Source organism: Microbacterium sp. K36 (genome assembly GCF_004794355.1).
Classification (GTDB): domain Bacteria; phylum Actinomycetota; class Actinomycetes; order Actinomycetales; family Microbacteriaceae; genus Microbacterium; species Microbacterium paraoxydans_D.
Window position 1 is genome coordinate 54,174 of record NZ_SSDN01000044.1, and the last position, 22,133, is coordinate 76,306.

25 protein-coding genes are annotated in these 22,133 nt (G+C 71.3%); 12 read left to right on the plus strand and 13 right to left on the minus strand.

Translation table 11 applies throughout. From position 1 onward, the window contains the following. Nucleotides 1-53 precede the first annotated feature (53 nt). Nucleotides 54-2,015, plus strand: coding sequence for a BCCT family transporter (locus tag DW296_RS03175; RefSeq protein WP_136051063.1), 1,962 nt, complete (start codon nt 54-56; stop codon nt 2,013-2,015). A gap of 18 nt (nt 2,016-2,033) precedes the next feature. Here DW296_RS03175 and DW296_RS03180 read toward each other — a convergent pair whose 3' ends face one another. Further along, complete coding sequence (locus DW296_RS03180) at nt 2,034-3,617, minus strand: SDR family oxidoreductase (RefSeq protein WP_136051064.1); 1,584 nt, start codon at nt 3,615-3,617, stop codon at nt 2,034-2,036. Between the two features lie 118 nt (nt 3,618-3,735). On the opposite strand from DW296_RS03180, the gene DW296_RS03185 reads away from it, so the two are divergent. After that, the gene (locus tag DW296_RS03185; protein WP_168428968.1) at nt 3,736-4,959 is read left to right on the plus strand and encodes an MFS transporter; all 1,224 of its coding nucleotides are present in this window, start codon (nt 3,736-3,738) and stop codon (nt 4,957-4,959) included. Here the strand turns inward: DW296_RS03185 and DW296_RS03190 are convergent. Together DW296_RS03190 and DW296_RS03195 are read right to left on the minus strand one after the other, a co-directional pair. Next, nucleotides 4,956-5,501 (minus strand): MarR family winged helix-turn-helix transcriptional regulator, encoded by a 546-nt coding sequence (locus DW296_RS03190; protein ID WP_240742969.1) that lies wholly within the window; start codon nt 5,499-5,501, stop codon nt 4,956-4,958. The genes DW296_RS03185 and DW296_RS03190 overlap by 4 nt on opposite strands. Beyond that, the gene (locus DW296_RS03195) at nt 5,498-5,734 is read right to left on the minus strand and encodes a hypothetical protein (protein ID WP_025104060.1); all 237 of its coding nucleotides are present in this window, start codon (nt 5,732-5,734) and stop codon (nt 5,498-5,500) included. The genes DW296_RS03190 and DW296_RS03195 overlap by 4 nt, the downstream gene beginning before the upstream one ends. A gap of 128 nt (nt 5,735-5,862) precedes the next feature. On the opposite strand from DW296_RS03195, the gene DW296_RS03200 reads away from it, so the two are divergent. Together DW296_RS03200 and DW296_RS03205 are read left to right on the plus strand one after the other, a co-directional pair. After that, nucleotides 5,863-6,309 (plus strand): MarR family winged helix-turn-helix transcriptional regulator, encoded by a 447-nt coding sequence (locus DW296_RS03200; RefSeq protein ID WP_136051065.1) that lies wholly within the window; start codon nt 5,863-5,865, stop codon nt 6,307-6,309. Between the two features lie 69 nt (nt 6,310-6,378). Then, nucleotides 6,379-6,705, plus strand: a complete 327-nt coding sequence (locus DW296_RS03205; RefSeq protein ID WP_126893715.1) for a DUF7882 family protein — start codon at nt 6,379-6,381, stop codon at nt 6,703-6,705. Between the two features lie 167 nt (nt 6,706-6,872). Here DW296_RS03205 and DW296_RS03210 read toward each other — a convergent pair whose 3' ends face one another. Beyond that, complete coding sequence (locus DW296_RS03210) at nt 6,873-7,625, minus strand: SDR family NAD(P)-dependent oxidoreductase (RefSeq protein ID WP_062633228.1); 753 nt, start codon at nt 7,623-7,625, stop codon at nt 6,873-6,875. A gap of 198 nt (nt 7,626-7,823) precedes the next feature. Between DW296_RS03210 and DW296_RS03215 the strand changes: the two genes are divergently transcribed. The 3 genes from DW296_RS03215 to DW296_RS03225 all read left to right on the plus strand — a co-directional run bounded on the left by DW296_RS03215 (nt 7,824) and on the right by DW296_RS03225 (nt 10,658). After that, nucleotides 7,824-8,231, plus strand: coding sequence for an ArsR/SmtB family transcription factor (locus tag DW296_RS03215; RefSeq protein ID WP_025104055.1), 408 nt, complete (start codon nt 7,824-7,826; stop codon nt 8,229-8,231). A 1-nt stretch (nt 8,232) separates the two neighbouring features. After that, the gene (locus DW296_RS03220; protein WP_136051066.1) at nt 8,233-9,210 is read left to right on the plus strand and encodes an SRPBCC family protein; all 978 of its coding nucleotides are present in this window, start codon (nt 8,233-8,235) and stop codon (nt 9,208-9,210) included. A gap of 95 nt (nt 9,211-9,305) precedes the next feature. After that, the gene (locus tag DW296_RS03225) at nt 9,306-10,658 is read left to right on the plus strand and encodes a flavin monoamine oxidase family protein (RefSeq protein WP_136051067.1); all 1,353 of its coding nucleotides are present in this window, start codon (nt 9,306-9,308) and stop codon (nt 10,656-10,658) included. Here DW296_RS03225 and DW296_RS03230 read toward each other — a convergent pair. The 6 genes from DW296_RS03230 to DW296_RS03255 all read right to left on the minus strand — a co-directional run bounded on the left by DW296_RS03230 (nt 10,649) and on the right by DW296_RS03255 (nt 14,443). After that, complete coding sequence (locus DW296_RS03230; RefSeq protein WP_240742970.1) at nt 10,649-11,347, minus strand: Pr6Pr family membrane protein; 699 nt, start codon at nt 11,345-11,347, stop codon at nt 10,649-10,651. The two genes, DW296_RS03225 and DW296_RS03230, sit on opposite strands and share 10 nt — an antisense overlap. Before the next feature lie 139 nt (nt 11,348-11,486). Next, the gene (locus DW296_RS03235; RefSeq protein WP_025104051.1) at nt 11,487-11,873 is read right to left on the minus strand and encodes a DoxX family protein; all 387 of its coding nucleotides are present in this window, start codon (nt 11,871-11,873) and stop codon (nt 11,487-11,489) included. A 28-nt stretch (nt 11,874-11,901) separates the two neighbouring features. Continuing rightward, nucleotides 11,902-12,660 carry a ribonuclease H family protein gene (locus DW296_RS03240; RefSeq protein ID WP_136051068.1) on the minus strand — a complete coding sequence of 253 codons (759 nt, stop codon included), beginning with the start codon at nt 12,658-12,660 and terminating at the stop codon, nt 11,902-11,904. Nucleotides 12,661-12,761: 101 nt separating this feature from the next. Next, the gene (locus DW296_RS03245; RefSeq protein WP_025104049.1) at nt 12,762-12,983 is read right to left on the minus strand and encodes a hypothetical protein; all 222 of its coding nucleotides are present in this window, start codon (nt 12,981-12,983) and stop codon (nt 12,762-12,764) included. Nucleotides 12,984-13,086: 103 nt separating this feature from the next. After that, a complete protein-coding gene (locus tag DW296_RS03250) occupies nt 13,087-13,398 on the minus strand; it encodes a protealysin inhibitor emfourin (RefSeq protein WP_025104048.1) in 312 nt (103 codons plus the stop codon). Continuing rightward, complete coding sequence (locus DW296_RS03255; protein WP_136051069.1) at nt 13,373-14,443, minus strand: M4 family metallopeptidase; 1,071 nt, start codon at nt 14,441-14,443, stop codon at nt 13,373-13,375. Before DW296_RS03255 ends, DW296_RS03250 begins: the two co-directional genes overlap by 26 nt. 68 nt (nt 14,444-14,511) lie before the next feature. On the opposite strand from DW296_RS03255, the gene DW296_RS03260 reads away from it, so the two are divergent. Further along, nucleotides 14,512-16,029: an SDR family oxidoreductase gene (locus DW296_RS03260; RefSeq protein WP_136051070.1), complete on the plus strand. Its 1,518-nt coding sequence runs from the start codon at nt 14,512-14,514 to the stop codon at nt 16,027-16,029. Between the two features lie 70 nt (nt 16,030-16,099). Here DW296_RS03260 and DW296_RS03265 read toward each other — a convergent pair whose 3' ends face one another. Beyond that, nucleotides 16,100-17,191, minus strand: a complete 1,092-nt coding sequence (locus tag DW296_RS03265) for a sensor histidine kinase (protein ID WP_205807800.1) — start codon at nt 17,189-17,191, stop codon at nt 16,100-16,102. After that, nucleotides 17,184-17,855, minus strand: a complete 672-nt coding sequence (locus tag DW296_RS03270; RefSeq protein ID WP_126893752.1) for a response regulator transcription factor — start codon at nt 17,853-17,855, stop codon at nt 17,184-17,186. Before DW296_RS03270 ends, DW296_RS03265 begins: the two co-directional genes overlap by 8 nt. 87 nt (nt 17,856-17,942) lie before the next feature. Here DW296_RS03270 and DW296_RS03275 point away from each other — a divergent pair, with 87 nt between their 5' ends. The 4 genes from DW296_RS03275 to DW296_RS03290 are packed head-to-tail and all read left to right on the plus strand — an operon-like array spanning nt 17,943 to nt 21,111. Then, complete coding sequence (locus DW296_RS03275) at nt 17,943-18,614, plus strand: M15 family metallopeptidase (protein WP_136051071.1); 672 nt, start codon at nt 17,943-17,945, stop codon at nt 18,612-18,614. Then, nucleotides 18,611-19,732 (plus strand): alanine racemase, encoded by a 1,122-nt coding sequence (alr, locus tag DW296_RS03280; RefSeq protein ID WP_136051072.1) that lies wholly within the window; start codon nt 18,611-18,613, stop codon nt 19,730-19,732. Before DW296_RS03275 ends, alr begins: the two co-directional genes overlap by 4 nt. Beyond that, a complete protein-coding gene (locus DW296_RS03285; RefSeq protein WP_136051073.1) occupies nt 19,729-20,679 on the plus strand; it encodes a D-alanine--D-alanine ligase family protein in 951 nt (316 codons plus the stop codon). The genes alr and DW296_RS03285 overlap by 4 nt, the downstream gene beginning before the upstream one ends. Nucleotides 20,680-20,721: 42 nt before the next feature. Further along, on the plus strand, nt 20,722-21,111 hold the full coding sequence (locus tag DW296_RS03290; protein WP_025104040.1) for a VOC family protein: 390 nt from the start codon (nt 20,722-20,724) through the stop codon (nt 21,109-21,111). A gap of 15 nt (nt 21,112-21,126) precedes the next feature. Here DW296_RS03290 and DW296_RS03295 read toward each other — a convergent pair. Then, nucleotides 21,127-22,133 (minus strand): DUF3516 domain-containing protein (locus tag DW296_RS03295; RefSeq protein WP_136051074.1); only part of this gene is annotated, 1,007 nt, incomplete at its 5' end.

Genomic DNA, 22,133 nt, shown 5'->3' on the forward strand with positions numbered 1-22,133 from the left:
CGCCTGATCTCCCGCGTCCGCCTGAGGCCGCGCAGGTGGAAAGATGGTCTCTCATGGACACGCCTGACGAGAAGCCCACCGAACGCTCCGCAGGATCCCCGACCCGTCCGCGCACCGACGCCGTCGTGACCGGGACGCACCGCCAAGCCGCGAAGGCCTCCGAGACGGCGCGCAAGATCGTCCGCGACATCACGACGGTCCCGCCGCGCAGCGTGCACCCGGCGCTCGTGCCCGGGGTCTCGGTCGAGGAGACGGGACGCACCTATCGCACCGACCCGCTCGTCTTCGGTGTCGCCGCCGCGTTCGCCCTCGCCTTCATCGCATGGGGCGTGTTCGCGGGGGACAACCTCGCCGGCACCACGAGCACGGTCCTCGCCTGGGTCGTGGAGTACTTCGGCTTCTTCTTCACGACCATCGCCACGATCATCCTCGTGTTCATGCTGTTCGTCGGCTTCAGCAAGTACGGGCGCATCCCGCTCGGCCGCGACGACGAGGAGCCCGAGTTCTCGATGTTCTCGTGGATCTCGATGCTCTTCGCGGCGGGCATGGGTATCGGCCTGGTGTTCTGGGGCGCCGCCGAGCCGCTGACGTTCTTCGAGAACCCGCCGCCGGGCACCGTCGAGGCGAACACCCTCGAGGCCATGCACACGGCGCAGACCCAGGTGCTGTACCACTGGGGTCCTCAGGCCTGGGCGTTCTACGCGCTCGTCGGTGGAGCCATCGCGTACGGCGCCTACCGCCGCGGTCGCACCCCGCTGATCTCCTCGATCTTCGCTCCGCTGCTCGGCGAGAACCGCACCACGGGTCCGGTCGGCCGCACGATCGACATCTTCTCCATCATCGTGACGCTGTTCGGCACGGCGGCCTCCCTCGGTCTCGGGGCGCTGCAGATCGGCCACGGCGTCGAGCTCGTCAGCGGTATCGGCCCGCTCGGCAACGGCATCCTCATCGCGGTGATCGCGGTGCTCACGGCGTGCTTCATCGCCTCCGCCGTCTCGGGTGTCTCCAAGGGCATCCGGGCGCTGTCGAACATCAACGCCGTCGTCGCGATCCTGCTCGCGTTCTTCGTGTTCTTCGTCGGTCCGACGCTGCTGATCCTCAACGTGATCCCGTCGGTCGCCGTGCAGTTCCTCGGCGATCTGCCGACCATGATCGGCCGCTCCGCATCGCAGGGAGAGGCCGCGCAGGCCTTCCTGTCGAGCTGGACGATCTTCTACTGGGCGTGGTGGATCTCCTGGTCGCCGTTCGTCGGCATGTTCATCGCGAAGATCTCCCGCGGACGCTCGCTCCGTCAGTTCGTGTCGGTCGTCATCGTGGTGCCGTCCGCCATCTCGCTCGTGTGGTTCGCGATCTTCGGAACCACGGCGATCGAGCAGCAGATGGACGGCGCAGGGCTCACCGTCGACCCGCCGGAGGAGGTGCTGTTCGGGGTGCTGGAGAACCTGCCGTTCCCGCTCATCACCAGCATCGTGCTCATCCTCCTCATCGCGATCTTCTTCATCACGGGCGCCGACTCCGCGTCACTCGTCATGGGCACGCTGTCCCAGCAGGGCCGCCCGGAGCCGTCGCGGTGGGTCGCGGTGGTCTGGGGCGTGCTCGTCGGGGTGATCGCGGCGGTGCTGCTCGTCAGCGGGTCGGAGGGCAGCGGGCTGCAGTCGCTGCAGAACGCCACGATCATCGCGGCGCTGCCGTTCGCGATCATCATGGCGTTCATGATGATCGCGTTCATGAAGGATCTGCGGCGGGATCCGCTGATCCTGCGCGACCGGTATGCCCGCGCCGCCGTCCGCCACAGCGTCATGGCCGGGCTCGAGGAGTACGGCGACGACTTCGCCCTCGTGCCTGTCGAGTACGACCACTCAGAGGACGACCTCGCCTGGATCGACGAGGACACCGTCGACGACACCCTCGCCGAGGTGTACGAGGCCGCGACCGAGGCGATCGACATCGTCCCGCCGGCCGAGGTGGACGCCGCCGTCGATGCCGCGATGGACGCCCCTGCCGACAAGGACTGAACGCGAGGGCTCAGGCGCTCACGCCGGGTCAGGCACTCCCGCACGGAAAGCGCCTGAACCGGCGCGGCCGCCTGTCTCGGCAGCCGCGGTGATCCGCGCGGCCATGCCGGAGAAGATGAGTCCGTGGAAGGGCAGCACGGCGAGCCAGTACAGGCGGCCGAGGAGTCCGCGGGGGAAGAACACGGCGCGCTGCTCGTAGCGGGCGCCGTCGCCGTCGAGCACCGCCCGCAGTTCGAGCCAGGCCTCGCCCGGCACCTTCATCTCGGCGCGGAGTCGCAGCAGATGCCCCTCCTCGGTCTGCTCGACCGCCTCGACGCGCCAGAAGTCGATCGCATCCCCGACTCGGGCGGCGGTGCGGCTGCGGCGTCCGCGGCGGAGCCCCACGCCGCCGATCACGCGGTCCATGAGTCCCCGGACCGCCCAGAGCAGCGGCGACGAGTACCACCCGTTCTCGCCGCCGATCCCGAGGATGACGCGCCACAGCTCCGCGACGGATGCGCGGGTCGCGACGGAGCGCTTGTCCGTGAAGACGGTGCGTCCGGCCCAGTCCGGGTCGCTCGGCAGCGGGTCGCTCGGGGCTCCGGTCACCTCGGCGTCCTGCCAGCTCGTCTCCACGGCGTCCGCGTCCACCCGGCCGAGGGCCAGCGCCACGGACCGCCGATACGGCGTGAGCCCGCCCTCGGGGCGCGGGATGAGCGCGTCGACGGCGTGGTCCTTCATGATGCACTCGTTCTGCAGCGAGGCGACGAGGGGCCGGGCGATGGAGCGCGGCACCGGCGTGACGAGGTTCACCCAGTGCGAGGCGAGCTCCGGGGTCAGCACCGGAAGGGCCGCGATGGCGCGCTGCCGCAGTCCGGCCTCCACCGCGTACCCGTTCATCATCTGGCCGTAGCGCAGCACATCCGGTCCGCCGATGTCGACCGCGCGGTTCACCTGGTCGTCGACCCGTGCCGCCCCGAGCAGGTAGTGCAGCACGTCGCGCACGGCGATGGGCTGGATGCGGTTGCGCACCCACTTCGGCGCCGGCATGTACGGCAGCACGTCGGTGAGGTGCCGGATCATCTCGAAGGACGCCGAACCGGAGCCGATCACCACGCCCGCCTGCAGGACGAGGGTGGGCACCCCGGACTCCAGGAAGATCTCGCCGACGTGGACCCGGGAGCGGAGGTGCGGGGAGAGCTTCACGTCGTCCGGGTGCAGGCCGCCGAGGTACACGATCCGGCGCACCCCGGCCCGGGCGGCCGCGGTGGCGACGGTGGTCGCCGCGCGCTCGTCGCTCTCCTCGAACCCCTTCCCGGCGGACATGGAGTGGATGAGGTAGTACACGACGTCGACGTCGTCCATCGCGGAGGCGACGGCATGCTCGTCGTCGGCGGAGCCCTCGAAGATCTCGCACTCCTCACCCCAGCCGAAGGAGGCGGCGCGGACGGCGTCGCGGGCGAGGACCCGGACCCGGTAGCCGGCGTTCAGCAGGCGCGGGGTCAGGCGGCCGCCGATGTACCCGGTGGCGCCGAGCACGAGGGCGCGGGGTGCGGAGCCGTCATCGCGGGGGACCGCTCGCAGGGCGTCCTCGCGACCGGTGGGCTGGGTGAGCTCGCTCATGCTCCGAGCGTAGATCCCGGGGCCGACACGGGGAACGGGCTTGCGTCCGGAGCATCGCGCCGTCGCGACACGCTCGCGAGCACCCCGGAGACAGGGTACGGTCGTATCCGTGACCTCAATCGAATCGATTCGACGAGCCCCCGCGGACCGTGCCACCCGGCGCGCACGCATCGCCGTCTCGGCGCTGTTCCTCACGAACGGCGCCCTGTTCGCGAACATCCTGCCGCGCTACCCCGAGATCAAGGCCGCCCTCGGCCTGGACAACCTCGGCTACGGCCTCGCGCTCGCCGCCTTCCCCGCCGGCGCGATCGCGGCCGGACTCCTGGCGGCCACGCTGATCCGCCGCTTCGGGTCCGCGCGCATCGCGGTCATCGGCACCGTCCTCACGAGCCTCGGCCTGCTGTCGGCGGCGTTGTCTCCGACCGGCGTCCTCTTCGCGATCGCGCTCTTCGTCGGCGGCGCCTCGGACGCCATCACCGATGTCGCGCAGAACGCCCACGGCCTGCGCGTGCAGCGGCGGTACGGGCGCTCCATCATCAACTCCTTCCACGCCATCTGGTCCATCGGCGCGGTGCTCGGCGGAGTGATGGCCGCGGGCGCGATCGCGCTGCAGCTCCCGCTCGCCGTCCACCTGGGGATCTCGACCGCGGTGTTCGCGACGGTCGCCCTCGTCGCCCTCCGCTTCTGCCTCCCCGGCCGCGACGACGAGGTCGAGGAGGATGCGGCGGCGGAACCGGAGGAGATCGCCTCTGCGGTCCGTCGCGGCGTCCCGGCGCGGACGGTGGTCGCCGTGATCGCCCTGACCCTCATCGCGATGGCCGGAGCCATCGCCGAGGACGCGGGCAACTCGTGGGCCACGCTCTATCTCGGCGACTCCCTCGGGGCTGCGGCCGCCGTCGCGCCGCTCGGGTTCATCGCCCTCGTGGGCGCGCAGTTCGTCGGCCGTCTGCTCGGCGATCCGATGACCGACCGCTTCGGGCAGCGCTGGGTGGCGCGGGTCGGCGGCCTCATCGCCGCCGTCGGGATGACGCTCGCGCTGCTGTTCCCGAGCGTGCCCGGCACGATCCTCGGGTTCGCGGCCGTGGGCTTCGGCATCGCCACCCTCATCCCCGCCGCGATGCACGCCGCCGACGAGCTCCCGGGACTGCGGCCCGGTGTCGGGCTCACCGTGGTGTCCTGGCTGCTGCGACTCGGCTTCCTGCTGTCGCCGCCATTCGTCGGCTGGCTGGCGGAGACGCAGAGCCTGCGCGTGGGGCTCGTGGTGGCACCGGTCGCGGCGCTCGTGGCCGTGCTGCTCGCGGGCTTCCTGGACGCCCGGCGCCCGCGGAACGCGTCGGACTAGGCCGGCTCGTCCACGAGGTCGGCGCCGCCGTGCACGGCGTCCGCCTCGGCGGCCTCCTGGATCGCGGCGGTCATCCCGACGAGGAACCGCATGACGACCACGCGCTCCTCATCGGTGAGGTCGTCCACGAGGGAGAGCATCCGGCGGTGCATGGCACCGAGTGTCGCGCGCACCTCATCGTCGCTGCTCACGGTGGGCACGACGATGCCGGCGCGGCGGTCGGTCGGGTGCGGTTCGCGGCGCGCGTGCCCGCCCTTCTCCAGCCGGTCGATGAGCGTCGTCGTCGACGCGGTGGAGATGTCGAGCATGCGCGCCAGATCGATCGGCCGCACGATGCGACCGGCCTTCTGCTCGCGCAGCAGGAACCGGAGGGCGACGAGGTCGGTCTCGTTCATGCCCATGGACGCGCGCGTGCGGGCGCGCATCGCCGTCTCGGCACTGCGGTAGCGCCGCAGCATGTTGAGCACGTCGACCGTGGTGGCGCGCTCGCTGTCGGGGTACCAGTATCCGGAGGCGTGGAACTCACCGGTGCTGTCGGTCACGCGACCTCTCCTTCGTCGCTGGAACCGGCCTCCCGCTCGAGCATCTCCATCGCGCCGGTCTCGACCTCGGCCGGGACGATGCGCAGAAGACCGCCCGTGATCGCATCGGTCTCGGCGGCGATGATCTGCTCGATCCGGCGTCGCGAGACGGAGGGGAAGAGTTCCTCCAGGCGTGCGAGCAGATCGGCGTAGCGGATGTACGACGCCTCCTCGAGGCTCAGTGGCTCGGGCATGGCATCCTTTCGGGGGCAGGGTTCCATCATCGCACCTCCGGAAGTCCCTGGTCGCACCCGATATCGCTAGACAGCCTTACTGTCAGGTTGCCGAGGTACCATTGAGTTCGGGGAAGGAGGATCTCTGCATGGGAAACACGAGTACCGACGTCACGACCTCAGCGCTCGCGCGCGATGTCGACGACTTCCGTCGCGCCGACGCGCAGTTGAACCGCCGTCTCGCCGCCCGGCGCGAACCCAACGATACCGACCGTGCGGCGATGCACTTCATCAGCACGGCGCCCGTCGAGAAGCCCGTCACTCCCCGCGACCTCGCCACCTACCTCGGCATCAGTACGGCCGCCGTCACGAGCGTCGTGCGACGGATGTCGGAGCGGGGGCAGATCGTCGTCGCGCCGCACCCCCTGGATGCGCGGTCCAAGGTCCTCCGGCCGTCGCTCCGCGATCTGCACGGACAGGGCGACGAGCTGGCGGAGCGCGTGGCCGCCATCGAGGGTGAGTTCACCGCGGAAGAGGCGACCGTGATCTCCCGCTTCTTGCGCCGCCTGACCGACGAGCTCGGCGATCTTCCCTAATCGATTTGATTTAACTAGTTAAACTAGTAAACTATCCTCGTCCAGGTTTTCTGCCACGAGGAGAAGAACATGGGAACCCTCACCTACGCGAACCTCGCCGAGCCGATCGAGATCGACGACGAGCTGCTCGCTCACCTTCGCGCCGCCACCGTCACCAAGCTGCGGCGCAACGAGCCGTTCGCGCTCACGGTGCAGACCGGCGCCGACTGCACCGAGACGCTGTGGATCCACGCGTCCATCCCGATCCGCTTCGTCGTCGAGACGTCGGTCACCCTGCAGCGACCGCTGCTGGCCCGTCTCATGCAGGCCGCGGGTTCGACCGGCGGACTCGACCTCACCGACCCCGAGCTCGCGCTCGATGCGGTATCGCGCGAATTGCACGCGATGTCCGCCTGATAACGGAGGGGTGCAGACCTGCCTCACCGCCTCGGGATCCTCTTCAAGGGCTCTCGGATCCCGGGCGGTGACGGCTACGGCGAGAACGGAGCGGGGGCTCTCGATCGCCGACCGCGGCATCCGGCCGCCGGGATTCGGGTTCCCGGCAGCCGGATGCCGTTTCTTCGTCAGAGGGCGGTGTAGCCGCCGTCGACCAGGTGGTAGCTGCCGGTGATGAAGCTCGCGGCGTCGCTCGCGAGGAACACCACGAGGTTCGCGACCTCCTCCGCCTGGCCGAGACGCCCGATCGGGTGCTTCGACACGAGGAAGTCCTTCGCCTCGTCGCCCATGTTCGCCAGGAGCGGGGTGTCGATGAAGCCGGGGCCGACCGAGTTCACCCGGACCCCCTGCGCGGAGTACTCGAGGGCGGCGGTCTTCGTCATGCCGACGACGCCGTGCTTGGCGGTGACGTAGGCGGGGGAGCCGGCGAAGCCGACACTGCCGAGGATCGAGGCGATGTTCACGACCGATCCGCCGCCGTTGGCGAGGATCGACGGGATCTGCGCCTTCATGTTGCGGAACACGGCGTTGAGGTTGATGGCGATCACCTTGTCCCACGCGTCTTCCTCGTAGTCCGCGGTGGGTGCCGTCGCGCCGCCGATGCCGGCGTTGTTGACGCCGATGCGGAGCGGGGCGAGCGAGTTGGCGAGCTCGACCGACGAGGCGATCCAGGCCGGGTCCGTCGCGTCGCCGACCGACGCCTCCGCGGTGCCGCCAGCGGCGCGGATCTCCTCGACGACCGCGTTCGCGTGCTCCGCGTTCAGGTCATTGACCACCACCGCCGCGCCGTTCTGCGCCAGCAGCAGGGCGACCGCGCGGCCGATGCCGCTGCCCGCTCCTGTCACGATCGCCGAGCGGTTCGAGACGTCGTACTGAGCCACTTTCGGGCTCCTTCCCGGGCGGGCGCGGTGCCGGGAGATCTTCTCGGACGGTCCGTCCTTCCCTCCAGCCTACGCCCGGAATACCGGTGTGGATTCATGTGAATGGAAATGGTCAGCGGGCTGGCTGCGCTGTGGGGACCGTCTGCCCCGGGGAAAAACTCTTGACACGCTCTCGACGCGGGTCTAACGTACAACCAAATGGTTGCACAAACGGAGTTGAGCGAAGCGGAGGTCGACCGTGTGTTCCACGCACTGGCGACGTCGACCCGGCGGGACATCCTGCGCCGGACGATCGAGCGGGAGCAGTCCGTCTCGACCCTCGCCTCCGAGTACGAGATGTCGTTCGCCGCGGTCCAGAAGCACGTGGCCGTGCTCGAGGCCGCGAACCTCATCGTCAAGCGCGCCGAGGGACGCGAGCGGCTCGTCCGCGCGAACCCCGAGATGATCGCCCGCGCCAGGGCGCTCCTCGCCCGATACGAAGAGCTGTGGCGGTCGCGCATCGCCCGGCTCGACGATCTCCTGGCCGAGCCGTCCCCGCCCGCGGGGAAGCGACCGGCCTCCACCGACCCCACCAGCAGTCAACGCAACGAATCGCAAGGAGACTGACATGCCTGTCACGGACATCATCACGGATGCCGAGAACCTCACCATGACCGTCGTCGCCGACCTCGCCGCGCCCGTCGAGCGCGTCTGGGCCGCCTACACCGACCCGCAGCAGCTCGAGCGGTTCTGGGGTCCTCCCGGCTGGCCGGCCACCTTCACCCAGTGGGACCACACCGTCGGCGGCCGAGCCGTCTACACGATGAACGGTCCCCGCGGGGAGAAGGCCTCCGGCACGTGGGAGTTCCTGGAGATCGACGCGCCGCGCAGCTTCACGGTGCTCGACTCGTTCGCCGATGAGGATGGCACGCCGGACGCCGACCTCCCCTCCATGCGCATGACCTTCACGTTCGAGCCGACGGCCGAGGGCACGCGCATGGTCAACACGAGCCACTTCACGTCCGCCGAAGCGCTGGAGCAGGTCGTCGCGATGGGTGCCGTCGAGGGCACCCGGATGGCCATGGCCCAGCTCGACGCCGTGCTGCAGGACCTCCGCGACTACGCCCAGGGCAAGGGCACGCGGGTGGAGCTGCTGGACGACACGCATGTGCGCATCACCCGGCTCGTCGAGGGTCCGCGCGAGCTGGTGTGGCGCGCCCACTTCGAGCCCGAGCTCATCCGGCAGTGGATGCTCGGCCCGGACGGGTGGGAGATGACCGAGTGCGTGTCGGCGACCGAGGTCGGCCAGTCGTACCGGAACTCCTGGGCGCCCGTGGGCGACACGGAGGGCGAGCCGTTCGGATTCGAGGGGGAGGCGCTGCTGATCGACGCCCCGAAGCGCGCCGTCACCACCGAGCGGATGCAGGGCATGCCGACCGAGACGCTCAACGACCTCAACCTCTACGAGGAGGACGGCGCGACCCTCGTCACGGTGCTCATCGAGTACCCCGACAAGGAGACGCGGGACATGATCCTCGCCACCGGCATGGCCGACGGCATGGAGGCCTCGTTCGCGCGACTGGAGCGGGAGCTGCTGTCCGTCTGACACCCAGGCACTCGCGCCGGAACAGGCGGTTCTCATGGAGAGCCGCCTGTTCCGGCGCTTCTGCCTGTGCGAAAGCGGGATAAAGTGGCGGCACGATGAGGATCACGCGCCGTACCCTGCTCCTCGGCGCCGGAGCCGGTGCCGTCTCGGTGCTTCTCGCCTCCTGCACTCCGGAGCCGGAACCGACGCCGACCCCCACCCGCACGCGCGAACCGGAGCCGCCGCCCGGTGTCCCTGCCCCGAGCGGGAGCGTCCGCAGCACCTGGACCGCCGACCCCTTCGCCCGGGGCGCCGCGAGCTTCACCCCCGTGGGAGTTCTCGCCGCGACCCGTGCGGCGCTCGCGCAGCCCGTCGACCACCGGCTCTTCTTCGCGGGCGAGGCGACCGACGACGAGGCGCCGGGTACCGTCCGGGGAGCCCTGCGCTCGGGCCGCCGAGCCGCGCGGGAGCTCATCGTCGCCGCCGAGGACGGCGAGCGGGTGGCCGTGATCGGCGCCGGGATCGCCGGGGCGACCGCGGCCGCGCAGCTCGCGGAGGACGGCCTGCAGGTGACGGTCTTCGAAGCGCGCGACCGCGTCGGCGGCCGGATCCTCTCCCGCGCGGAGGACGACTGGCCGGTTCCGGTGCAGCTCGGCGCGTGGCTGTTCGGCGACGCCGACGCGGAGCTTCTCGAGACGATCGACGAGGGGGACATGGACCTCGTCGACCTCGACGGGGCGCGGTGGCGCTCGGCCGAGGGCGATGTCGACCCCGTGGATCCGCAGCCGGTGGAGGCCGCGGTGACCACGGCGCAGTCCGCCCCGCAGGACTCCTCGGTGGCGGACGCCCTGGTGGCAGCCGGCATCGACCCGGAGGATCCCGCGACCGCTGCGCTCCTCGCACTCCTCGCCGCACGGACGGGCGCGGACGCCGCCGACCTGTCGAGCTGGTTCGCCCCGCCGCTCCCCAACGCGGCGCTGCAGGGAGTCGGCGACGATCTGACCCCGTTCATCGAGAGTGCCCTCGACGGCGTGAAGGTGGGGCTGAGCTCACCGGTCACCCGTCTCGCGTGGGACGACACCGGGGTGAGCGTGCGCCTCGGCACCGGCGAGGCCCTTTCCTTCGACCGCGTGCTGCTGACGGTGCCGCTCGGGGTGCTGCAGGAGCAGGCCATCGAGTTCGATCCGCCGCTGCCGTTCGACAACCGCGGCGCCGTGTCCGCGCTCGGCATGGGTGCCATCGAGACGGTGTGGCTGCGATGGGACGAGCCGTTCTGGGACGGTGACGAGGCGATCTGGCACGCGGTCGGCGACGACATCGCGATCCCCACGTGGATCAACCTCCGCCCCTCGACCGGCGAGAACGTGCTCGTCGGGATCGTGGGCGGTGCGGCGGCGCGGGACTTCGCGGAGCTCGGGGACGCGGAGGCCGTCGAGGCGGCGCTCGCGTCGCTGGCGCTCTACGCCTGAACCGTCTCGCGTGCCGCCTCGTCCGAAACGCGGTCCTCGGGCGGAGGCTCGGTGGGTGCGCGGTCCCACGGGTCCGGCAGGCGGCTGATGAGCACGAGCGCGGTCGCCACGGTGGCGAAGGCGGCCAGCGCGATCGCGCAGGAGACGCTGAACTCGACGGGACCGCTGACCTGCCGCGGGTCGAGGAAGTAGTACGGGTACCAGCCGATCAGCGGTCCGCGGATGAGCGTCGCGACGCCCCACAGCACCGGGTAGGCCAGGGTCACCGGGATCACGCGCCACGGCACCGCTCGATGCCCCGGGGCCAGGGCCCAGGCCGCGACGGTCACCGCGGGCAGCCAGAAATGCAGCACCTGATCCGACCACGGCACGTCGATGCGGATCCCCCGGACTCCGGCCTGCCAGACGAGGATCGCGAACACGAGCCCCGCCGTGATCGTCCAGGTGAGCACGAGGGCGAGCGCCACCGTGAGCCACCGCGGGTCGCGGGCCCGACGCAGCGCGAGGACCCCGGCGATGGTGAGGAGGACGACGAAGGCGATGTTCGACTGGTTCGTCAGGTACGCGAAGAAGTTCTGGCTCGCGATGGTGTTCGACGCGAGTCCCCACGCGAGGCGGTGGATCAGCGCGATGAGGCAGACGGCGGCGGCGGTGAGCCGGAGCAGGCCGAAGACGGTGCGCCTGCTCACCGTCGCCTCGTCCTTTCCGCCATCCGCCGAGTCTACGGAGCCGACCCGGGGTGACGCCGCATCAGGCCGTCGCGCGGGTTCAGGCGCGGGTGGGCGTGGGGGCCTGTTCTCGCGCGAATGCCTGCTGTGGTGGAGCGGATCAGCGGCGCGGGGCGCGCGTCGACCACAGGGCCAGCGCGATCAGCGCCGGCTGGAAGAACAGTCGCACGAAGCGCTTCATGTCGGTGTCGAGGCCGAAGCCGTCGCGATGATGCATCCACTGCGCCACGTTGCCCGGGAAGACCGCGGCGAAGAAGAGCGCGGCGACGGTGCCGACCGTGCGACGGCGGCGACGGGCGAAGAGCAGAGCGGAGCCGAGCGCGACCTCCGCGACGCCGGACGCGAGCACCGTGGTGTCCGGATCGAGTGGCAGTGATTCCGGAACCTGCGCCTGGAATTCCTCGCGGGCGAACGTGAGGTGGGAGACGCCGGCGAACACGAGCGAGGCGCCGAGGAAGATCCGGCCGATGGTGCGGGGAGTCGACATGGTGCGAGTGTACGCCTCGCCGTCTCCGTCAGATCAGGCGGCGGAGCGCTTCTTCCAGGGTGATGCCCTGGGCCTCGGCGCGGTCCCGGAGACGCGCGTGCTCGTCGGGGGACAGCGGGAGCTGGAGCACGATGGGGTCGTCCTGCGCGAGGTCGAGTCCGTCGAGGAGGTCGGAGGTCTCGGCCCACAGCGGCGCGGCGAACTCCGCCTCCGCGACGGGGGTCGAGGTGCGGGAGGAGGCTGCCGTGGAGGAGGATGCCGGGGCTTCGGCAGCGGCAGCGGCGACCGGGGCGGAGGCGGCGACGGCGGCTCCGGCGTCGGTCGCGCGGGTGAACCCGGGGCCTCGACGCGGCTCCTGCTTCTGCTGATAGGCCTTGGCGGCGGCGTTCGCGCGCTCGTCGGCGGCTTCGTTCAGGGGGTGCCCGGCGTGGCCCTTGACCCACGAGAACTCGACGTCGCGACCGCGCATGGCCTCGTCGATCCCCTCGAGGAGGTCGCGGTTCAGCACGGGCCCGCCGTCGGATTTCCGCCATCCGCGGCGCTTCCACCCCGGCATCCACTTCGTCACGGAGTCGATCACGTAACGGCTGTCGCACTCGATCAGCAGCTTCTCGTCGGTGCCGGCCGTCGCGCGGAGCAGTTCGAGGACGGCGCGGAGCTCGCCCTGGTTGTTCGTGCCGTGCGGGGAGCCGCCGGCCGCCCAGTTCGCGTCGTCGATGTACCAGGCCCAGCCGTTCGGGCCGGGGTTGCCCAGGGCGGAGCCGTCTGCGGCGGCGGTGATGCTCATCCGTCCACCGTATCGCTGGCCGCGGACGCACTTTCGCGCCGCGGTCGCACGGAGTTTCCCGGAACCTGCGACGGGAGTGCGAAACAGCGACGCCGCGCGTGTCAGTCCTCGGGGTCGGCGTTCTCGGTGCTCGCGGCCTCGGGGGCGGGTGGGGCGACGGGGAACACGATGGAGCTCACCGAGGACGGGGTGTCGAGGCCGAGGGTCAGCGGGTCGAGCGCCGGCGCGGCGTCGAGCGTGTCTGCGGCCGAAGTCTCGAGAGGTTCAGAGGGGAGTCCCCACTGCTTCTCTTCCTCCTCCGGTCGCTGCTGGAAGAGTCCCATGTCTCCATTGTCACCCCCGGGCGGCGCGGGGTCGCGGTTTCCCACCGAGGTCGCAGGGATCGGGCGGCATCCTGCGACGGGAGTGCGGTTCTCCGACCGCAGGTCACTCCGAGCGCGCGGCCTCCCGCACGGCGTCGACGAGGGTGCGCCACGGACCGTCCACGGCGGAGTCGGGCAGCTCCCGCTCCCGGCGCTCGGACGGGGTGCGGGCGCGGATGCTCCACACGAACCGATCGGCCCCGGGCTCCGTGTCGACGTCGTCGTCCCAGGGGCAGCTGTCGATGAGGCCGATCCATTCCTCGGCGTCCGGCGGCTCGGCCTCCACACGCCACTGGCGACGGATGCCGGCGAGCCCTCCCGAGCGCACGACGGCGATGACGACGGGGGCGTCAGGCGGCGTCGGGTCCTCGGTCATCTTCATAGACTCCCACGGTCGTCCACGCGCGTCGAGCGGCGGCGACCGTCTCCTGATCGACCGTGGCTGCCGCGGCGACCGTGGCGTCGGCGAACTCGGTGAAGGTCGCGGTGCTCGACAGTCCGCCGGTGAGTGCCCGGTACCAGACCGTTCCGGCGCGCTCCCAGGCGTTGCCGCCGAGGTCGAGGGCGAAGAGGGCGAAGGCGCGGTTCGGGATGCCGGAGTTGATGTGCACGCCGCCGTTGTCCTCGGTGGTGCGCACGAATCCGCTCATGTGGTCCGGCTGCGGGTCTTTCCCGAGTTCATCGTCGTCGTAGGCCGTGCCCGGCGCGATCATGGAGCGGAGCGCTGAGCCCTCCACCGCATCCGTGAAGATCTCCGCCCCGATGAGCCAGCTCGCCTGGTCGGCGGACTGACCCAGGGCGTACTGCTCGGTGAGGGCGCCGAACACGTCGGCCACGGACTCGTTCAGTGCGCCCGGCTGGCCCTGATACTCCAGGTTCGCCGTGTGCTGCACGACGCCGTGGGCGAGCTCATGCCCGATCACGGTGAGCGAGCCGGTGAAGTGCTGGAACACCTCGCCGTCGCCGTCGCCGAACACCATGCGCTCGCCGTCCCAGAACGCGTTGTCGTAGTCGACGCCGTAGTGGACGGTCGCGTCGAGAGGTGCGCCGGCGTCGTCGAGCGAGTTGCGGCCGAACGCGGTGAGCAGCATCTCGAACGTCGCGCCCAGCCCATCGAAAGCCTCGTTGACCGCGGTGTCGGCGACGGGCTCGTCGTCTTCCGTGCGGACCACGGCCCCCGGGAGCTGCTGCGTGTTGCCGGCGTCGCTGATCGTGCGGTTCGGCGCATCCGAGAGCTGCGCGACGAGGTCGCCGTTCTCGTCGATCGAGAGGTCGATGCGGGCGCGGAACGGCGGGCGGCCCGCGGTGAGCGTCTGTCGGGCGGCGGCGGCGGCCTTCGGGAAACGCCCCGACTCCGCCAGGCGCGCGAGCAGGTAGGAGGGGACGACGCCGGGATGCGGGAAGGATTCTGCGCTGCTCATGCGTCGACCCTACGCCGGGGTGCGGACAGAGCAGGAGACCCCCAGGACGGTCGCGTAAAATCGGCCTAATGACCGACGCGCCCGACGCCACCCCCGACCTGGGCCCCGGCATCGACCCCGACGACCTCGCCACGACGCTGCGCGTCCTCGCCGAGCTGCACACGATCGACAACGAGCACCCCGACTTCGTGGCCGTGCGCCACGCGACCGCGGCCATGTTCAAGGCGGTCAAGCGCGTGCGGCGCAAGGAGATCCGGGATGCGATCGCCGAGGCGGACAAGGCCGTCGTCGCCCGCACCGCCACCGGTGCCCCCGACCGCATCGACGATGAGACCCGCGGCAACGACCTCGCCACGAGCGTGGTGGACGCGCCCATCGCCGGAGAGCTCCTCAAGCCCCGCAACTGCTACATCTGCAAGCAGCCGTACACGCTCGTCGACGCGTTCTACCACCAGCTCTGCCCGGACTGCGCGCGCTTCAGCCACGGCAAGCGCACCGCCCGCACCGACCTCACCGGCAAGCGCGCCCTGCTCACGGGCGGCCGCGCGAAGATCGGCATGCACATCGCGCTGCGCCTCCTCCGCGACGGTGCGCACACCACGATCACCACCCGGTTCCCGCGTGACGCCGTGCGGCGGTTCTCGGCCCTGCCGGATGCGGGCGACTGGCTGCACCGGCTGCGCGTGGTCGGCATCGACCTCCGCGACCCCGCCCAGGTGATCGGGCTCGCCGACTCGGTCGCCGCACAAGGCCCGCTCGACATCCTCATCAACAACGCCGCGCAGACGGTCCGCCGCTCGCCGGGGGCGTACTCGCTGCTCGCCGACGCGGAGCTGCAGCCGCTGCCGGACGGTCCGCTGCCGGAGATGGAGACCTTCGGGCACACCGTCGACCCGCACCCGCAGGCGCTGCAGGCCTCGGTCGACGCGCACCCGCTGCTCTCGGTCGCGGCTCTCGGCGGCACGGTCGCGGAGCAGGGGGGACAGGCGCTCACCGCCGAAGACCTCGCGCGGCTCGCGATGGCCCCCGGCTCCTCCTCGCTCGAGAAGCACGCCGACGGCACGGCGATCGACGCGGGCGGTCTCGTGCCGGATGTGAACCGCGTCAACAGCTGGGTGCAGTCCGTGGATCAGGTCGATCCGCTGGAGATGCTCGAGGTGCAGCTCGCCAACACCACCGCACCGTTCCTGCTCATCAGCAGGCTGCGGGCGTCGATGGCCGCGTCGCCGTCGCGCCGCAAGTACGTCGTGAACGTCTCGGCCATGGAGGGGCAGTTCTCCCGCCGCTACAAGGGGCCTGGCCACCCGCACACCAACATGGCGAAGGCCGCGCTGAACATGCTGACCCGCACGAGCGCAGGGGAGATGCTGGAGAAGGACGGCATCCTCATGACGGCGGTCGACACCGGCTGGATCACCGACGAGCGCCCGCACTACACGAAGGTGCGCCTCGCGGAGGAGGGCTTCCACGCCCCGCTCGACCTGGTCGACGGCGCCGCCCGGGTGTACGACCCCATCGTGCGCGGCGAGGCCGGCGAGGACATCCACGGCGTCTTCCTCAAGGACTACGAGCCCAGCCCCTGGTGACACCGGTTCGAATCGCCTGAATGGTTCCATCCGGAGCCGAAAAAGGGCCAATCGGGCGATTCGAAAGCCGTCAGCCCGGGTAGGGGTGCGGGAACCAGACCGTCACGATGAGGCCTCCGCCGGTGCGAGGCGTCAGAACGAGGGTGCCGCCGTGAGTCTGGGTGATGCGCTGGACGATCGCGAGGCCGAGGCCCACCCCGGCGTGCTCCGGCCCGCGCGTGCGTTCGGTGCCGCGCTGGAAGGGCTCGACGAGCGTCGCGACCTGGGAGGCGTGCAGCTCCGCACCGGTGTTCTCCACGACGAGGGCCACCGCGTGCGGCAGTGCATGCGTGCGCACCGCGACGGAGCCGCCACCGTCGCTGCGGTTGTGGACGATCGCGTTGGCGACGAGGTTCATGACGAGCTGCGGCAGCAGGGCGGACGAGCCGAGCACGGTCGCCGGCACGCCGGACACCTCCACCTCGACCCCGCGGCGGTCGGCGAGCGGGAGGAGGGCCTCGACGGATTCCTCGGCCAGGAGCGACAGATCGACGAGCGTCCGCGGGAAGGTGCGCTGATCCGCTCTGCTCAGCAGCAGCAGCGCCTCGGTGAGGTCGATCGCGCGCGTGTTCACCTCGCGGAGCCGGTCGATCAGGGCGTCGACGTCGCGGTCGGGATCGGTGCGGGCCACGTCGAGGAGCGTCTGCGAGATGGCCAAGGGCGTCCGCAGCTCGTGCGAGGCGTTCGCGGCGAAGCGCTGCTGCTCGGCGACGTGCGCCTCCAGCTGCTCCAGCATCGTGTCGAAGACGTCGGCGAGGTCGCGGAACTCGTCGCTCGGGCCCTCCATGCGGATCCGGTGCGACAGGGAGCCCTGCGCCGCGAGCCGTGCGGCGTCGCCGATGCGGTCGAGAGGCGCCAGCATGCGTCCGGCCAGCAGCCAGCCGCCGCCGAGACCGATCGCGAGCAGGGCGACCATCACCATCGCCGCGACCGGCACGAACGCCCGGATCAGATCCGAGCGGTTGGGGACGAAGAACTCGACGACGGGGATCTGCACATCCGGCACGTACCGCAGCAGGTACGCGGCCACCGCCCCGAGCAGCAGCGCGCCGGAGACGACGACGATGCCCGCGTAGCTCAGCGTCAGCTTGAGGCGGACGCTCAGCCCCCGCCGCCTAGGCATCCGCGTCGGCCCCGATCCGGTAGCCGACGCCGGGCACTGTGAGGATCAGCCACGGCTCGCCGAGGCGCTTGCGCAGCGAGGACACGGTGATGCGGACGGCGTTCGTGAACGGGTCGGCGTTCTCGTCCCACGCCCGCTCCAGCAGCTCCTCGGCACTGACCACCCCGCCCTCGGCATCGACGAGCACCTCCAGCACGGCGAACTGCTTCCGGGTGAGGGCGACGTACCGGCCGTCGCGGTAGACCTCGCGGCGGAACGGGTCCAGGCGCAGCCCGGCGAGCTCCAGCACCGGTGGCCGCGCGCGCTGTCGGCGGCGGTCGAGGGCACGCAGCCGCAGCACCAGCTCCCGCAGCTCGAACGGCTTGGTGAGGTAGTCGTCGGCGCCGAGCTCGAATCCGGAGGCCTTGTCGTCGAGGCGGTCGGCGGCCGTGAGCATGAGGATGGGGATGCCGCTGCCCGAGGCGACGATCCATCGCGCGATGTCGTCACCGGACGGACCGGGCACGTCGCGGTCGAGGATCGCGATGTCGTACGCGTTGATGCTCAGGAGCTCGAGCGCGGTGTCGCCGTCGCCGGCGATGTCGGCCGCGATCGCCTCGAGCCGCAGCCCGTCGCGGACCGCCTCGGCGAGGTAGGGCTCGTCCTCGACGATCAGCACACGCATGGCAGTGATCCTACGCAGTGCGGCATATCGCCGGTGTATGGAAAAGGCCATACGCCGTGGCAACCGCGGCCTCTCTTCACTGGAAGCATGAACGACCTCCGCACCCCCCGAGCCGTCCGCGCCCGGCGCCGTCGGCGGATCGCCACCACGGCGTCCGTGCTGGCGCTCGCCGTGGTCGCCGCCGTCGCCGTGCAGCAGTCGCTGTCGGCCGCGTTCGCCGAGACCGCCCCGATCGTCACGCCCGTCACCACCGGTTCCGATCCCGATCCGCACACGCCGACCGGATCGGTACTCGCCCCGAGCGAGGCCGACGGCGTGATCCGCGACGGCGACCAGCCCACGGTGTTCGACGTCGACAGGGTCGCCGTCGGCAACCTCGACCCCGCGCTGCTCGACGCCCTCCAGCGCGCCGCCTCCGATGCGGAGGCCGACGGGGTGACGTTCCTCGTGAACAGCGGATGGCGTTCGGCGGCGCTGCAGGAGCAGCTGCTCCGCGACGCGATCGACGACTACGGCTCGGAGGAGGAAGCGCGCCGCTGGGTGGCGACCGCGGACACCTCGGCGCACGTCTCCGGCGACGCGGTCGACCTCGGTCCGCTTCCGACTCTCGACTGGCTCACGCAGCGCGGATGGCGCTACGGCCTCTGCCAGACCTACGGCAACGAGTCCTGGCACTACGAGCTGCGACCGGAGGCCGTCGAGGACGGCTGCCCCGCACAGTACGCCGACCCCACCGAAGACCCGAGGATGCAGCGATGACGGCCCTGCTCGCGGAGGGGATGACCCTGTCCCGCCTCCACGCACCGACACTGTCCACCCTTCCGGCCGCCGTGACCGAGAATCTCCGCCGTGTGCGGACCGCCGCCGCCGTGCCCGTCATGGCCGTGGTGAAGGCCGATGCCTACGGTCATGGCATGGTGGCCGTGGCGACCGCTGCCGTGGCCGCGGGGGCCGAGTGGCTCGGGGTCACCGACGTCGCCGAGGGGGTCGCGCTGCGCGAGGCCGGACTGCGCGTGCCGATCCTCGCCTGGCTGCACCCCGCGGGCATCGACGCGCCGCGCGCGGCCGCCGCCGGGGTCGACGTGGCCGTGGGCTCCGTCGAGGAGCTGCGTCAGCTCGCGGCCGATGCCGCGGCTCCGGTGCGTGTGCATCTGCATCTCGACACCGGGATGGCGCGGGGAGGGTGCCCCGTGGAGGACTGGGATGCGCTGCTGCGCACAGCGCGGGCGGCCCGGGGCCGGATCGAGGTCGTCGGGGTGATGGGGCACCTCCCCCGCGCCGACGCCGCGGATCCGCGGGCGAATGCGGCCGCGGTGCTGCGGATGCGCCAGGGGAGGGACGCGGTCCTGCGCGCCGGCTTCGGACCGCTGCTCGTGCATCTCGCGGCGACCTCGGGCGCCCTGACCGATCCCGCGACGCACTTCGACATGGTGCGCGTAGGGGCCGCTCTCGTGGGGATCGACCCGTCCGAGACGGTCTCTTTGGTCGGGGCCTCGCGTTTCACCGCCCCCGTGGTGCACAGCGCCGCCGTGCCGGCCGGCACCGTCGTGGGCTATGGCGGGACGCACACGACGGCGGTGGCCACCCATCTGAGCGTGGTGGGCGTCGGATACGCCGACGGCGTCCCGCGGGAGATCGCGCCGGGCGCGGGGGTGGAGATCGGAGGGGAACGGCATCCGATCGTCGGCCGGGTGTCGATGGATCAGATCGTCGTGGACACCGGGGGGAGGGCGTTCCCCCGAGGAGCGGTCGCGACGGTGTTCGGGCCGGACGGCGGCGCAGTGCCGTCGGTGCAGGAGTGGGCGCGGTGGGCGGGCACCATCCCGCACACCATCGTCACGGGCATCGGCCCGCGAGTGAGAAGGAGCGTGGCATGACGATGAAGGTCCTGGTCATCGGAGGGGGACAGAATCCGGAGCACGAGGTGTCGCTCGCCTCGGCGGCGGCGGTCGCCGCGGCGTTGCGGTTGGGGGGACACGCCGTCACGACCGTGACGATCGACCGAGACGGCGTGTGGCGGGCCGACGGCATCCCGCCCGGCGTGAGTCCGGCGGCATCGTTGCAGCAGGCCCTGCCGCTGCTCGCGGCGAGCGACGTCGTGTTCCCCGCGGTGCACGGGGCGCTCGGGGAGGACGGCGCCCTCGCGGCGCTGTGCGCGCTCGCCGGGGTGCCGGTCGTCGGCTCCGCGCTGGGGGCGGGCGCGATCGGCATGGACAAGTGGGCCACGAAGCTGGTGGCCCAGGCTGTCGGGCTGCGCACCGCCCGGGGGCGGCTTGTCGCCGCGGAGGACATCGGCGACGTGGAGTTCGAGGGCGCCGTCGTGGTCAAGCCGGTGACGGCCGGCTCGAGCCACGGCGTGAGCCTGGTGACGGAGGAGGGCGACCTGCTCACGGCGCTGCGGGGGGCGGCGCGCTTCGACCGGCGGGTCCTGGTCGAGGAGGTCGTGCACGCGCGGGAGATCGACGTCGCCGTGCTGCGGGAGAAGGGCGGGGTGCGGTGGGCCGCCCCGCCCCTGGAGATCCACGCGCCCGGGCTCTTCGACACCGCGACGAAGTACGACGGCACGGCCCGGTTCACGGTTCCCGCGCAGCTCGATGCGGCCGCCACGACGGCGCTCAAACGCGCCGCGGTCGCGATGTTCGACGCCCTGGGGTGCGATGGGGTCGCCCGGATGGACTTCTTCCTCACGGACGAGGGGCCGGTGCTCAACGAGGTCAACACGATGCCGGGGCTGACCGCCGCCTCCCAGGTGCCGCGGATGTTCGCGGCGGCCGGGGTGGACTACGTCGACCTCGTGGGCCGGCTCGTGCGCGCGGCCGTGTGAGAGGGGGTCGACACGGCGCCTGCGGGGGCGGATGCTGGGGGAATGGCAGCCTTCACAGCGGAGAACGCGTTCAGCGGCTTCAGCGTCGACGACATCGACGCGGCGAGAGAGTTCTACGGCACGACCCTCGGGCTCGACGTCGAGGTCAACGCGATGGGGTTCCTCGACCTGCGTCTGCCCCGCGGCGGGTCGGTCCTCGTCTACGCGAAGCCGAACCACACCCCGGCGAGCTTCACGATCCTGAACTTCCCGGTGGCGGATGTCGATGCCGCCGTCGAGGAGCTCAACGAGCGCGGGGTGCAGACCAAGATCTACGGCGACGACGAGTTCCCGTCGGACTCCCGCGGCATCGTCAGGGGGAACGGGCAGGGACCGGACATCGCGTGGTTCCGCGACCCGGCGGGCAACGTGCTCGCGGTCATGCAGGCCTGACGGGGCCCGCCTCGCTCACAGCCGGTCGACCGCCGTCACCGTGACGACCGCCTCGCCGGCCTCGTCCGACGCGGCGAGGTCGACCGTGGCGCTGATGCCCCAGTCGTGGTCGCCGGCCGGGTCGTCGATGATCTGCCGCGCCGTCCACGCGGTCGGACCCTCGGTGAGCAGCAGCATGCGGGAGCTCCGGGCGTCCGGGCCGGTGCCGATGTCGTCGTGCTCCGCGAAGTACGCGTCCAGCGCGTCCGACCAGGCGGCGGCACCGAACGACGGGTCGAGCTCGGCCAGGGCGTCCACGTCCTCGCGGGCGGCGAGCTGCACCCGCCGGAAGAGCTCGTTGCGGACGAGTGTGCGGAAGGCGCGGGTGTTGCTCGTGAGGCGCTTCGGTGCGGGCGGGACGATCGGCTCGTCGGTCTCGCTGCGGGCGGCGGTCCCGGCGGTCAGCTCGCTCCACTCGTCGAGCAGGCTGGAGTCGATCTGGCGCACGAGCTCGCCGAGCCAGGCGATGAGGTCGTGGAGGTCTTCGTCCTTCCGCTCCTCGGGGATCGTCTGGGAGGCGGCGCGATACGCGTCCGACAGGTACCGCAGCACGACGCCCTCGGAGCGGGCGATCTTGTAGAACGCGACGTACTCGCCGAACGACATGGCCCGCTCGTACATGTCGCGGACGACGGACTTCGGGTGCAGCGCGAAGTCGCGGATCCAGGGTTGCGCGGCGCTGAAGGTCTCGAAGGCCGCGTCGAGGAGCTCCTCCAGGGGCTTCGGGTAGGTGATCGCCTCGAGGAGCTCCATCCGCTCGTCGTACTCGATGCCCTCGCGCTTCATCGCGGCGACCGCCTCGCCCCGTGCGAGGAACTCCTGCTGGCTGAGCACGGCACGCGGATCGTCGAGTGTCGCCTCGACGATCGAGATCATGTCGAGCGCGTACGACCCCGTCCCCACCCCCTGGTCCCCCGAGCCCGCCTGGGTCCCTGAGCCTGTCGAAGTCTGGGTCCCTGAGCCTGTCGAAGTCTGGGTCCCTG

Excerpts from the sequence above, each read along its gene's own strand:
- alr (WP_136051072.1), top strand. The coding sequence starts at position 18,611 with ATGACGGCCCTGCTCGCGGAGGGGATGACCCTGTCCCGCCTCCACGCA.
- DW296_RS03245 (WP_025104049.1), bottom strand. The coding sequence starts at position 12,983 with ATGGGACTCTTCCAGCAGCGACCGGAGGAGGAAGAGAAGCAGTGGGGA.
- DW296_RS03200 (WP_136051065.1), top strand. The coding sequence starts at position 5,863 with ATGGGAAACACGAGTACCGACGTCACGACCTCAGCGCTCGCGCGCGAT.
- DW296_RS03195 (WP_025104060.1), bottom strand. The coding sequence starts at position 5,734 with ATGCCCGAGCCACTGAGCCTCGAGGAGGCGTCGTACATCCGCTACGCC.
- DW296_RS03205 (WP_126893715.1), top strand. The coding sequence starts at position 6,379 with ATGGGAACCCTCACCTACGCGAACCTCGCCGAGCCGATCGAGATCGAC.
- DW296_RS03240 (WP_136051068.1), bottom strand. The coding sequence starts at position 12,660 with ATGAGCATCACCGCCGCCGCAGACGGCTCCGCCCTGGGCAACCCCGGC.
- DW296_RS03225 (WP_136051067.1), top strand. The coding sequence starts at position 9,306 with ATGAGGATCACGCGCCGTACCCTGCTCCTCGGCGCCGGAGCCGGTGCC.
- DW296_RS03260 (WP_136051070.1), top strand. The coding sequence starts at position 14,512 with ATGACCGACGCGCCCGACGCCACCCCCGACCTGGGCCCCGGCATCGAC.
- DW296_RS03250 (WP_025104048.1), bottom strand. The coding sequence starts at position 13,398 with ATGACCGAGGACCCGACGCCGCCTGACGCCCCCGTCGTCATCGCCGTC.
- DW296_RS03270 (WP_126893752.1), bottom strand. The coding sequence starts at position 17,855 with ATGCGTGTGCTGATCGTCGAGGACGAGCCCTACCTCGCCGAGGCGGTC.
- DW296_RS03215 (WP_025104055.1), top strand. The coding sequence starts at position 7,824 with ATGGTTGCACAAACGGAGTTGAGCGAAGCGGAGGTCGACCGTGTGTTC.
- DW296_RS03285 (WP_136051073.1), top strand. The coding sequence starts at position 19,729 with ATGACGATGAAGGTCCTGGTCATCGGAGGGGGACAGAATCCGGAGCAC.
- DW296_RS03220 (WP_136051066.1), top strand. The coding sequence starts at position 8,233 with ATGCCTGTCACGGACATCATCACGGATGCCGAGAACCTCACCATGACC.
- DW296_RS03265 (WP_205807800.1), bottom strand. The coding sequence starts at position 17,191 with ATGCCTAGGCGGCGGGGGCTGAGCGTCCGCCTCAAGCTGACGCTGAGC.
- DW296_RS03175 (WP_136051063.1), top strand. The coding sequence starts at position 54 with ATGGACACGCCTGACGAGAAGCCCACCGAACGCTCCGCAGGATCCCCG.
- DW296_RS03235 (WP_025104051.1), bottom strand. The coding sequence starts at position 11,873 with ATGTCGACTCCCCGCACCATCGGCCGGATCTTCCTCGGCGCCTCGCTC.
- DW296_RS03275 (WP_136051071.1), top strand. The coding sequence starts at position 17,943 with ATGAACGACCTCCGCACCCCCCGAGCCGTCCGCGCCCGGCGCCGTCGG.
- DW296_RS03290 (WP_025104040.1), top strand. The coding sequence starts at position 20,722 with ATGGCAGCCTTCACAGCGGAGAACGCGTTCAGCGGCTTCAGCGTCGAC.
- DW296_RS03255 (WP_136051069.1), bottom strand. The coding sequence starts at position 14,443 with ATGAGCAGCGCAGAATCCTTCCCGCATCCCGGCGTCGTCCCCTCCTAC.
- DW296_RS03180 (WP_136051064.1), bottom strand. The coding sequence starts at position 3,617 with ATGAGCGAGCTCACCCAGCCCACCGGTCGCGAGGACGCCCTGCGAGCG.